The sequence below is a fragment of the Corallococcus aberystwythensis genome (genome assembly GCF_003612165.1).
Classification (GTDB): domain Bacteria; phylum Myxococcota; class Myxococcia; order Myxococcales; family Myxococcaceae; genus Corallococcus; species Corallococcus aberystwythensis.
In genome coordinates this window covers 1-10,244 of the sequence record NZ_RAWK01000319.1, presented here as the reverse complement: position 1 = coordinate 10,244, position 10,244 = coordinate 1, and the positions used below count along the sequence as shown (strand labels likewise).

9 protein-coding genes and 1 pseudogene are annotated in these 10,244 nt (G+C 72.7%); 2 read left to right on the top strand and 8 right to left on the bottom strand.

What is annotated here, in order from left to right; translation table 11 throughout:
* The first annotated feature begins 131 nt into the window (after nucleotides 1-131).
* Nucleotides 132-1,634, top strand: coding sequence for an FG-GAP-like repeat-containing protein (locus tag D7W81_RS35855; RefSeq protein ID WP_158621762.1), 1,503 nt, complete (start codon nucleotides 132-134; stop codon nucleotides 1,632-1,634).
* A gap of 19 nt (nucleotides 1,635-1,653) precedes the next feature.
* Here D7W81_RS35855 and D7W81_RS35850 read toward each other — a convergent pair whose 3' ends face one another.
* Entirely contained in the window at nucleotides 1,654-1,989 is a 336-nt protein-coding gene (locus tag D7W81_RS35850) for a hypothetical protein (RefSeq protein WP_147445745.1), read from the bottom strand.
* A gap of 193 nt (nucleotides 1,990-2,182) precedes the next feature.
* On the opposite strand from D7W81_RS35850, the gene D7W81_RS35845 reads away from it, so the two are divergent.
* The gene (locus D7W81_RS35845) at nucleotides 2,183-3,364 is read left to right on the top strand and encodes a bifunctional methionine sulfoxide reductase B/A protein (RefSeq protein ID WP_120559876.1); all 1,182 of its coding nucleotides are present in this window, start codon (nucleotides 2,183-2,185) and stop codon (nucleotides 3,362-3,364) included.
* 13 nt (nucleotides 3,365-3,377) lie between these two features.
* On the opposite strand, the gene D7W81_RS35840 is transcribed toward D7W81_RS35845, so the two are convergent.
* The 7 genes and pseudogenes from D7W81_RS35840 to D7W81_RS35810 form a co-directional block, all read right to left on the bottom strand.
* Nucleotides 3,378-4,640 carry a saccharopine dehydrogenase family protein gene (locus D7W81_RS35840; protein ID WP_120559875.1) on the bottom strand — a complete coding sequence of 421 codons (1,263 nt, stop codon included), beginning with the start codon at nucleotides 4,638-4,640 and terminating at the stop codon, nucleotides 3,378-3,380.
* A 92-nt stretch (nucleotides 4,641-4,732) separates the two neighbouring features.
* A complete protein-coding gene (locus D7W81_RS35835) occupies nucleotides 4,733-5,107 on the bottom strand; it encodes a DUF2256 and DUF3253 domain-containing protein (RefSeq protein WP_120559874.1) in 375 nt (124 codons plus the stop codon).
* Nucleotides 5,108-5,141: 34 nt separating this feature from the next.
* Nucleotides 5,142-5,614: pseudogene (locus D7W81_RS35830) on the bottom strand (UDP binding domain-containing protein); the annotation flags it as partial.
* Nucleotides 5,615-5,669: 55 nt separating this feature from the next.
* Complete coding sequence (locus tag D7W81_RS35825) at nucleotides 5,670-6,758, bottom strand: CgeB family protein (protein WP_244227672.1); 1,089 nt, start codon at nucleotides 6,756-6,758, stop codon at nucleotides 5,670-5,672.
* Nucleotides 6,758-7,858 (bottom strand): CgeB family protein, encoded by a 1,101-nt coding sequence (locus tag D7W81_RS35820; RefSeq protein ID WP_120559873.1) that lies wholly within the window; start codon nucleotides 7,856-7,858, stop codon nucleotides 6,758-6,760. Before D7W81_RS35820 ends, D7W81_RS35825 begins: the two co-directional genes overlap by 1 nt.
* Nucleotides 7,855-8,994, bottom strand: a complete 1,140-nt coding sequence (locus D7W81_RS35815; protein WP_120559872.1) for a CgeB family protein — start codon at nucleotides 8,992-8,994, stop codon at nucleotides 7,855-7,857. The genes D7W81_RS35820 and D7W81_RS35815 overlap by 4 nt, the downstream gene beginning before the upstream one ends.
* A 23-nt stretch (nucleotides 8,995-9,017) precedes the next feature.
* Entirely contained in the window at nucleotides 9,018-10,157 is a 1,140-nt protein-coding gene (locus tag D7W81_RS35810) for a glycosyltransferase family 4 protein (protein ID WP_120559879.1), read from the bottom strand.
* Between the last annotated feature and the right edge of the window lie 87 nt (nucleotides 10,158-10,244).

Sequence of the window (10,244 nt, the reverse complement as noted above, 5' to 3'; positions counted from 1 at the left end):
GCCCCCACCCTCCCCCAGGACGCATGGCGCGGCGCGGCGCTCCTTCCTACTTCTTCACCATCACGCGGGGATGTCACGGAAACCGCGTTACCACGGCCTTGCCGGTTCAGGGCCTGGAGAGGGGGAAGGACATGCGAAACCCACGAATGGCCCATGCGGGCGTGCTGGTGTTCAGCGTCGCGGGGCTGATGGCCATGGCCCTGCCGCGCATGGCGGGAAGCCCGCCCCGGCCGCTGCTTGACGCGCCCCGTGCAGTTCCCACGGGGATGGGGCCGCGCGCCGTGGCGTTGGGGGACTTCGATGAGGACGGGCGCAAGGACGTCATCACGGCGAACCACACCGCGGGCACCGTGTCCGTGCTGCGGAGCCGGGGGGATGGGACGTTCGCGCCCGGTGTGGAGCGGCCCACCGGCGCGCTGCCTGCCGCCGTGGCGGTGGGGGACTTCGACGGGGATGGCCACCTGGACGCGGTCACAGGCCACTTCGGCGGCACCGTGTCCGTGCTCCTGGGACGCGGCGATGGGACGTTCAGCGCGCGGACCGACCATTCCGTGGGCGCGGAGCCCTCGTCCGTGGACGTGGGTGACTTCGACGGCGACGGCCGCCTGGACGTGGTGACGGCCAACGCGCTCGATGACTCCGTGTCGGTGCTGCTGAACCGGGGCTCCGGACAGTTCGCGTCCATGAAGGACATCACCACCGGGACCAACCCGTTCGCGGTGACGGTGGGCGACGTCAACCACGACGGGAAGGCGGACCTCGTCACCGCGAACTTCGTGGACACGGTGTCGGTGCTGCTCGGGAACGGGGACGGGACGTTCCGGCCGCGCATGGACTTCGCGACGGGCAACGCGCCCTACTCCATCGCGGTGGTGGATGTGGACGGCGACGGGAAGCAGGACCTGGTCACCGCGAACTTCCGGGGCCGGAGCGTGTCCGTGCTGCACGGAAATGGCACCGGCGCGTTCCCCTCGCGCGCGGACTTCCCCGTGCGGGGCGGGCCGTACTTCGTGGCTCCGGGCGACTTCAACGGCGACGGGACGCTGGACCTGGTCACCGCGAACTTCGCGGAGAACACCGTGTCCCTCCTGCCCGGCCAGGGCCACGGCGCCTTCGGCACGGCCACGCTGCTTCCCACCGGCAAGGGGCCCGCGTCGCTCGCGGTCGGCCTGCTCGACGGCGATTTGAAGCCAGATGTGGTCACCGCCAACGCCCGGGGAAATGACATGTCCGTGCTGCGCGCCGCGGCTTCCGCGGACCTGGGCGTCGCGCTCACCGCCGTCCCGAGGCGGGGCGTGTCCGAGCCACGCATCGACTACACGCTCACCGTCACCCAGCACGGGCCGGATCCGCTGAACCGGGCCGTCATCACCGTGGCCCTGCCTCCGGGCCTCCTGGCGTCCACCCGGGACTGCCACATGGCCTCCGGCGCGCTCCAGTGCGAGGTGGGCCCGCTGGCCGTGGGCGACACCGCCCTCCTGCGCTTCAGCGCGCCGCTGCCGCGCTCCAGCCTGGGCCTGTCCTACCGCGTCACCGCCACGCGGACGCGCAGCGTTCCCGCGGACCTCCACTCCGGCAACGACATGGCGAGCCAGGACTACGTGTCCCTGGGTGGGCTCGCGGCGACGTGGTGATGCCGGCCTGGCGGGAGCGCTAACGGGAGCGCTTCAGCTTGGACCACATGAGCCCGACGAAGGTGTCGGGGGCGGGCTCCGCGGTCATCAACTCCTCGTCCTCGTGACCGCGCACGGGAGGCGGCAGGGGCTTGGGCGCCACGGGAAACGGCAGGGGCTCGGCGGTGTGGAGCCCCTGCGCGTGGCGATCCATCACCTCCGCGAAGGAGCGCCGGGGCGTGTTCCGGTCCGTCACCGGCGCGGCGCCCTCCACGCTCTGGAGCGCCCGGATGCGAAGGATGACGCTGGCGCCTTCCGCGCGCGAGATGCCCGTCACCCGTCCGATGGGGCCTTTCGACCCGCGTCCCCGGCTCATCGCCTGCCTCCCGGTCCTGCCGGGAACCGTAGCGCCTCCGGACCTTCTCCGGCCACTGCCCCGCCTTCCGGGAAGACGCAGGACGGCCCGCCCGGCTGGCAGGTGTCCACAACCCGCCGTAACCGTCCCCCGGGGTCCCGCGTAAGAGAGGGAAGCGCCCTTTTTCCAAGGGTGCCCGGAGGCTTCGCGTCCCATGTCGTCCGCCCGTGCAGTGTCTTCCCCCACCCGGCTCTCCGTGGCACGCCGGCTGTGGCCCGCCGCGCTGGTGCTCGCCGCCGCGCTGAGCGCGTGCACCGAGGCGAGGGGCGCTCCGCCCGGCACGAAGGCGGCGGTCACGGCCTCCGCCCCGGTGCAGGACGGCCGCAAGTACTCGAAGCCGTCCGACGCGGAGCTGAAGCGCACCCTGTCCCCCACGGCCTACCAGGTGACGCAGCACGAGGGCACCGAGCCGCCCTTCCGCAATGCGTACTGGAACCACCACGAGGAAGGGCTCTACGTGGACGTGGTCAGCGGCGAGCCGCTGTTCTCCTCGCGCGACAAGTTCGAGTCCGGCACCGGCTGGCCCAGCTTCACCCGCCCGCTGGACAAGGCACACGTGGTGGAGAAGAGCGACGGCAGCCTGGGCATGGAGCGCGTGGAGGTGCGCTCGAAGGATGGCGACTCGCACCTGGGCCATGTCTTCGAGGACGGGCCGGAGCCCACGGGCCTGCGCTACTGCATCAACTCCGCGTCGCTGCGCTTCATCCCCGTGAACGAGCTGGCCGCGAAGGGCTATGGCGCGTGGCTGCCGTCCTTTGGCCGCGCGGCCCCCGGTGAGCCCCAGGGCGCGATGGCTCCGGCCGCGGGCGCCGCCGTGCTGGCGAAGGCGGCGGCCCCCACGGAGGCCTCGCGCGAGACGGCGTACCTGGCGGGCGGGTGCTTCTGGGGCATGGAGGACATCCTCCGGAAGATTCCGGGCGTCATCGAGACGGAGGTTGGCTACACGGGCGGCGCGTCGAAGGGCGCCACCTACGAGGACGTGCACACCGGGGAGACGGGGCACGCGGAGGCCGTGCGCGTCGTCTTCAACCCGAAGCTGCTGACGTACGAGGGGCTGCTGGAGAAGTGGTTCTTCCGCATGCACGACCCGACGACGCTCAACCGCCAGGGCAACGACGTGGGCACGCAGTACCGCTCCGCCATCTTCTACCTGTCGGACGCGCAGCGGCAGACGGCGGAGGCGGTGAAGGCCCGCGTGGGCAGGTCCGGCAAGTGGTCCCGGCCCGTCGTCACGCAAATCACCGCCGCCGGGGAGTGGGTGCCCGCCGAGGGCTACCACCAGGATTACCTGGTGAAGAACCCCGGCGGCTACACCTGCCACTACCTGCGCGACTGAAGCGGACGCGCCCTCAAACGGCGCGGTCGTGCGCCTCGAACGTCATCCCCGCCTTGCGCAGGCGCTCCACCAGCACCATGCCCATGGCGGACGCGGGGGTGAGGACTCCGCCCCGCTTGGGGAGGGTGTCGAAGGCGAGGCACAGCGCGGACTCCGCGAGCATGCGCGCCGTCGCCGCGTAGCCCGGGTCCCCCTGCGCCGCGACCTTCCCCTCCACCTTCACGCGCTGGCCGCTCTTGGGTGACTGGCCTTCTCCCAGAAGCCGCACCTCGAAGTGGCCCCGCTCGCGCACGGTGGCGGAGGGGCCCTGGCCCGGCGCGGGCAGCACGTGCTTCTCCAGGAGCTCCCGCACGGGGTCCACGTTCGACACGGCCATGAAGCCGCCCAGCCCCGCGGTGGTCGCCGCGGCCAGCGCGAGCCCCTTGGGCCCGGGGCCGAAGTCGGAGACCTCCGAGTAGAAGAAGTCGCGGCCCCACGGGTAGCCCAGGAGCGCGTTGGAGCGCCGCACGACGCGCGTGTTCACGGTGGCCATCACGAAGGGCGCGGTCCACGTGCCCGTGTCCGGGCTCTTCTTCACGGTGGCCAGGTCGCGCTCCTCCTTCGTGCCCCGGGAGGGCTCGGGGTCCAGCGCGTGGGCGCTGGTCAGCACCTTCTTGAGGGACGGGTCCGCCTTCACCGCCGCCAGCGTGTCCATCATGCTGGCGATGGTGCCGCCGCTGAAGCCGCCGCGCATGCGCGTCAGGTGGAAGCGGACCTGGTCGCAGTGGCCGCCGTGCTTCTCCCGCATGTAGTCCTGGACCATCAGCGTGCCCAGGTCGGAGGGGATGGAGTCGAAGCCGCAGGTGTGCACGATGCGGGCGCCCGTCTCGCGCGCCCGCGCGTCGTGGGCGTCGATGGTCTTGCGCATCCACTGCACCTCACCCGTGAGGTCGCAGTAGTCCGTGCCGGCGCGGACGCAGGCCGCGACCAGCTCGTTGCCGTAGCGGGCGTAGGGGCCCACGGTGGAGATGATGACGCGCGTGCGCGCCACCATCGCGTCCAGCGAGGCCGCGTCCTTCGCGTCCGCGAGCACCACCGGCAGGTCCGCGAACTCCGGCCGCACCTTCACCAGCTCCGAGCGGACCTGGTCCAGCTTCGCCTCGTCGCGCCCGGCGATGGCCCACTTCGCGCGGTGGGTGTCCTGCGTGCGCGCCAGGTACTCCGCCACCAGGCGGCCGGTGAATCCCGTGGCGCCCCACAGGATGATGTCGAATGCGGGCTTCGTGTCGTGGGCCATGGGGCGGCGCGTAGCCGGAGCCTCCATGTGCGCGCAAGCGCGATTCCGCCGCCCGTGAACGCCCTGTGCAGGGCGCCACACCCCGGGACACGTCAGCCGCGCAGGCGCAGCCGGATGGGCCCTCGCGCGGTGGACGGGTCCACCACCCGGCCCCCCTGGACGATGTCCAGCACGCCTCGCGCGACCAGCCTGCGTGCCGCCTCGCGCACGGGCTCCATGCTCGCGCGCCAGTCCTCGCCGCCGGTGGCCCGGGCCACCTCCGATGGGCATATCGTGGCGCCGCCCGCCCGCTGGGAGAGCAGCTCCAGGATGCGCGCCTCCCACGGGGAATCCCGCGCCCCGGTCCGCTTCCACCGGCACGCGTCCGAGCAGTAACGCACCTGTTCCCAGTCGCGCGCCCACTTCCGGCGCCAGGTGATGGCCCGGCCGCAGACAGCGCAGGGCTTGGGAGGCGGAGGCGAGGCCATGCACGCCCATCGATGCGCCCCGCCGCGCCGGTTTTCAACCCCGCCCGACGCCGAAGCAGGTGAAGCCCTCGCCGCGCGCCTGTTCCGGGTCGAACACGTTGCGGCCATCGAAGAGGACCGGGCGGCGCATCAGCGACTTCAGGCGGCGCAGGTCCGGGTGGCGGAACTCGCTCCACTCGGTGACGAGGAAGAGGCCGTCGGCGCCCTCCGCCGCGTCGTAGCAGGTGGAGGCGTAGGACACGCGATCCGCGAAGCAGCGCCGCGCGGCCTCGCCCGCCACCGGGTCGTGGCACTGCACGCGCGCGCCCGCGGTCAGGAGCCCCTCGATGAGGTCCACCGACGGGGCCTCGCGCATGTCGTCCGTCCTCGGCTTGAAGGCCAGCCCCACACCGCGAAGGCGTGGCGGGACAGGTCCCCATCGTGCCGGTGCGCCTTGGTGAGCAGGCTCTGCTTCTGCCGCGCGTTGGTGGCCTCCACCGCGCGCAGCAGGTCCAGCTCCAGCCCCACGTAGCCCGTCCCGATGACGGCGATCTTCATGGCCCCCGCCCCCTCACCTCACGCTTCAGGGCGCGCGGCCGGACGCGGCCTCGCGCGCATATGACTCCAGCGTCCGCGCGCGGTGCGCCGCCGTGTGCTCGGCGAGGACCCGCTCCCGGGCCCGCTGGCCCACCGCCTGGCGCTCAGACTCCGGCAGCTCGCGCAGGTAGCCGAGCGTCTCCCGCGTGTCATGCGACACCAGGATTTCAAGGCCCGGCCTGAAGAAGGTGTCCAGCCCCTCCCATGCGTCGCTGATGACGGGCACGCCGCACGCGGCCGCCTCGAACAGCCGCACGCTGGGCGAGTGCCCGGCGCGAACCATGTCCGCGCGGGTGACGTTCAGCGTGAAGCGCTGGGCGGTGTAGAAGGCCGTGTGCTCCGGCGGCGCCAGGTGCTGCACGCGCTCCACGTTGGGCGGCCACACCACGCCTTCGGGGTACTGGGGCCCGGCCACGACGAAGCGTCCTTCGGGCCAGCCGCGCGCCGCGTCCAGCATCAGCCGCTCCAGCACCGGCTGCCGGTCGTGGCTGTACGTGCCCAGGTAGCCCAGGTCCCAGCGCGGCTTCCCGCCGCCCGGGCCATACAGCTCCGGGTCGCAGCTACAGTACAGCGGCCGGGCCGCGGGCGAGCCCAGCTCCCGTTCAATGCGCCCGAGCGTGGGCCCGCCGGTGAAGGACAGGTAGAGCTGGTAGCCGGGCACCTGGTGGGGCGCGAGGTACTCGAAGTCCCCGCGCTCGAGCTTCGCCAGCGTCACCGGCGTGTCGAGATCGTAGAAGGCCGTGACGCCCTTCGCCGTGCCCTGCACCCACGCGCCCACGTCCACGCCCTGCGGCACGTAGGAGCCCACCACCACGAGGTCGGCCTTGCGGACCTCGGAGGCGAAGCGCTCGCGCAGGTCGTCCAGGCTGGCGTACAGCTCCGTGCGCCCGGCCCACGTGCCGCTCGGGTCGCGGTGCGCCGCGTACCAGGGCACGTCCCGCTCCAGGAAGAGCACGTCGTGCCCGCGCCGCACCAACTCCCGCACCAGCGCGCGGTAGGTGGTGGCGTGGCCGTTGCCCCAGCTGGAGGTGATGGACAGCCCCAGGATGACGATGTGCATGTGCTGCGGCGCCATCACGCTGTCCCCTCACGTGCCGGGGCGCGGTAGCCCAGCGCCGCCTCCACCTCCACCGCGCGGTGCGCGTACGTGTGCTCGGCCAGCACGCGCCGCAGCGCCGCCTGGCCCATGCGCCTCGCGTCCTCCGGGGTGAGGCGCTGGAGGTGCTCGGCGACCTCTTCTCCGGAGTGGGCCACCAGCACCTCGCGGCCGGGCTCCAGGAACTGCTCCACGCCCTCGAAGGCGTCGGTGATGAGGCAGGCGCCCGCTCCCGCGGCCTCGAAGACGCGCGTGGCGGGGGAGAAGCCGAAGCGCGCCATGCTGTCGCGGTGGATGTTGAGCACCGCGCGCGCCGAGCAGTTCAGCGCGTTGTGGTCCTGCGTGTAGACGTGGCCCAGGCGCACGATGTTGGCGGGCAGGACGCGGGACTCCCAGCCGCTGCCGCCCAGGAGCATGCGCGAGCGGGGCAGCGCCTCCGCGGCCTTGAGGAAGAAGGCGTCCACGCGCGCCTCGCGGTCCGGCAGCCGGTTGCCCAGGAAGGCCAGGTCCCCGGCGAAGCGCGGTTCCGGCGCCACGGGGTGGTGCGTGTCCGGGTCCAGGGCGTTGTAGATGGGCACGCACCGCTTCGCGCCCAGCTCGCGGTACGCGTTCACCACGGGCGCGCCGCCGCCGTACGTGAGGATGTGGTCGTACTTCGGGATGAGCGGGCGGAAGAGGTCGTTGGCGTCCTTCGCCACGCGCTCCAGCGTGGCGGGCGCGTCCACGTCCCAGAACACCACCTGGGAGCCGGAGCGGCGCACCTCCAGCACCCGCGCCTCCAGGTAGGAATCGAAGGTGCCCACGCCGCTGGCCTTCACCACCACGTCCGCGCCGAAGGCGTCGTCCAGGCACTCATCCAGCGAGCCCCGGTCGTTCGCGTAGACGACGACGCGGGCCCAATCCGGGTCCTGGATGTCGCGGTGCTCCTGCCGGCCGTAGGCGTCCGGTTCGTAGAAGGTGACGTGGTGGCCGCGCGCGTGCAGGGCGCGGATGAGGCCCCGGTAGTAGGTGGCCGCGCCATTCCAGTACGCGGACACCAGGCTCGAACCAAAGAAGGCGATGCGCAGGCCGCGGCTCATGCGAAGACCCTTTCGGAGGACTGCGGTTGGAGGACGTCGCCGGACATCCCCAGTGTCTGACAGATGCCCAGCAGTTCCTCCACGCGGTGCGCGCAGGTGTGCCGGGACAGGACGGTGCGCAGACCGGCCTGCGCGAAGGCGTGCCGCATCTCCGCGTCCGCGACGAGCATGGACAGGTGCCGCCGCATCTGCGCTCCGTCCCGGGCGACGAGGAAGTCCTGGCCCGGAGTGAAGAGCCCGTCCGTGTCCTCCCAGGGCGCGGACACCAGCGGGATGCCGCACGCCAGCGCCTCGAAGGGGCGGATGGTGGGGATGCCGGGCAGCTGGGTGGCGTAGGGCCGCCGGGGCACGTGCACGGTGACGCGCGCCTGGGAGAAGGCCAGGGGCACGCGGTGGTTGGGCAGCCAGCCGGCGTATTCAATGCCCGCGTCGAAGAGGGCGCGCAGGGCCGGGGCCGGGTAGCGCACGCCGTGCACTCGCGCCGTCAGCCCCAGCGCGTGCACCGGCGCCAGGAGGAATTCGTCCAGCTCCTTCGTGCGCTCGTCGTCGCCCCAGTTGCCAATCCAGACCAGGTCCCGCACCTCGCGGTTGCGCGGGTGCGGATGGAACACGCGCACGTCGGCGGCCTCGTGCCAGGTCCACGCGCGCCGGGCCCAGCCCTGCTTCACGTACAGCTCCCGGAGCGCGTCGCCAAAGGCGAGCACCCCGTCGTACTGGGACAGGTCGTAGCGGGCCATCGCATCCGGGGCGCTCACGCCCCGGTGGTGGGTGTCGTGGAAGAGGAGGCGGAAGCGGCCCCCGTCCCGGCGGTGCTCGCCAATGCGGCGCACCAGGTCCGGGGGTGTCCATTCATGCACCAGCACCAGGTCCGCGCCGTCCAGCACGGCCTCCAGGTCCAGGGAGTCGTGCGTGTAACGCTCCGGGCGCACGCGCGGGTAGAACGCGCGGACCTCGTTGAGCGCGGCCACGCCGTGGGGCTCCTCCAGGAGGTGCTGGAAGCTCCAGGCGTCCTCGGGTTCGAGCACGCGCACCGGGTGGCCGCGCGCGGACAGCTCCGTCACCACACCGCGCAGGAAGTGGGCGTTGCCGTGGTTCCAGTCCGACAGCAGGGAATGGCAGAAGAGGATGACACGCATGGATGGGCAGGCTCCTCGGGTTGTCAGGACACGCGGCGCTCCAGCCGGGAGAGGCTCGCGTAGAGGCCCAGGTAGGCCTCCACCATCCGGCCGGGTGTGAAGGTGAGCGCGCGCTGGCGGCCCCGTGCCGCCAGGGCCTCGCGCTCGTTCGGGTGGCTCATGAGGAAGTGAAGGGCCCGCGCCAGCGCCCGGGGCTCGTCCGGCGGCACGAAGCACGCGGCGTCCCCCCACACCTCGCGCAGGCTGGGGATGTCCCCCAGCACCAGCGCGCAGCCGGCGAGCGCGGCCTCCAGCGCGGACAGGCCGAAGGGCTCGTAGCGCGCGGGCAGCGCGTAGATGGACGCGCGCGACATCCACCGCGCGAGCACGGGAGGCGGAAGGTGTCCCAGGGGCCGCGTGTTGCGCGTCGCCACCACGGCGCCACTCCCCGGGTGCAGGGCGGCTCCGGCGACATGGACGTCGAAAGGCAGCCCGGCTGCGGCTGCGTCCAACGTGGCCAGGTTCTTCGCCTCGTCCCACAGCCGTCCCGCCGCGAGCACGAAGCGCTCCTTGGCCGCGGGCACGAAGTCCTCCGCGCGCCGTGCGTTGGGGATGACCCTCGCGGAAGGAAACGCGCTGACGCCCCGGGGTGCGTCTTCGTGACCGCCCGGGCGGAGGCTCGCGCGCGAAGGGGGAACCGCGCAGTAGTGCCGCCGGACGGCATCGAGCATGGCCCGCGTGGGCGCCACCACGGCGGACGCCGCATGAAGCCCCTTCGCGACCTCCTCGCGGTAGCGCTGGTAGCAGGCCGGAGCGGCCTCGCCCTTCACCGCTTCCCACCAGGACAGGACGCACGAGTGCGCCACCACCAGCACCGGCGCCCGGAAGGGCCCCGCGCCATGGCAGTAGCCATTGAGGTGCACCACGTCCGGCGACAGCCGGGCCTCCAGCGACAGCAGCCACTCGCCGGCGGCGCGCACGTCGTCCCAGGGCGCGTCCATCCACTCCAGCCGCCAGGTGCTCTCATGCACCGTGAGCCCGGGCAGCGCGCGGGCCTCCTGCCCTTGTGCGCCGGACAGCGGCGCGCCCATCGTGGCCAGGTCCACGCACACGCCCCGGGAACAGAGCGCGCGGCACAGCTCCAGCGCATAGGACCAGACGCCGCCCACCGTGTCGGTGGTCATCAGCACCCGGCGCGCGGGCGGCGGAGGCCGGTGGGCCTCAGGGCTGGCCGTTGATGGCTTCAAGCGTGTCCCCCCGCCCCATGGCCC

Bases quoted from the DNA above. Each gene is read 5' to 3' on its own strand.
- D7W81_RS35810 (WP_120559879.1), bottom strand. From the start codon at position 10,157: ATGACCACCGACACGGTGGGCGGCGTCTGGTCCTATGCGCTGGAGCTG.
- D7W81_RS35850 (WP_147445745.1), bottom strand. From the start codon at position 1,989: ATGAGCCGGGGACGCGGGTCGAAAGGCCCCATCGGACGGGTGACGGGC.
- D7W81_RS35840 (WP_120559875.1), bottom strand. From the start codon at position 4,640: ATGGCCCACGACACGAAGCCCGCATTCGACATCATCCTGTGGGGCGCC.
- D7W81_RS35845 (WP_120559876.1), top strand. From the start codon at position 2,183: ATGTCGTCCGCCCGTGCAGTGTCTTCCCCCACCCGGCTCTCCGTGGCA.
- D7W81_RS35835 (WP_120559874.1), bottom strand. From the start codon at position 5,107: ATGGCCTCGCCTCCGCCTCCCAAGCCCTGCGCTGTCTGCGGCCGGGCC.
- D7W81_RS35855 (WP_158621762.1), top strand. From the start codon at position 132: ATGCGAAACCCACGAATGGCCCATGCGGGCGTGCTGGTGTTCAGCGTC.
- D7W81_RS35815 (WP_120559872.1), bottom strand. From the start codon at position 8,994: ATGCGTGTCATCCTCTTCTGCCATTCCCTGCTGTCGGACTGGAACCAC.
- D7W81_RS35820 (WP_120559873.1), bottom strand. From the start codon at position 7,858: ATGAGCCGCGGCCTGCGCATCGCCTTCTTTGGTTCGAGCCTGGTGTCC.
- D7W81_RS35825 (WP_244227672.1), bottom strand. From the start codon at position 6,758: ATGGCGCCGCAGCACATGCACATCGTCATCCTGGGGCTGTCCATCACC.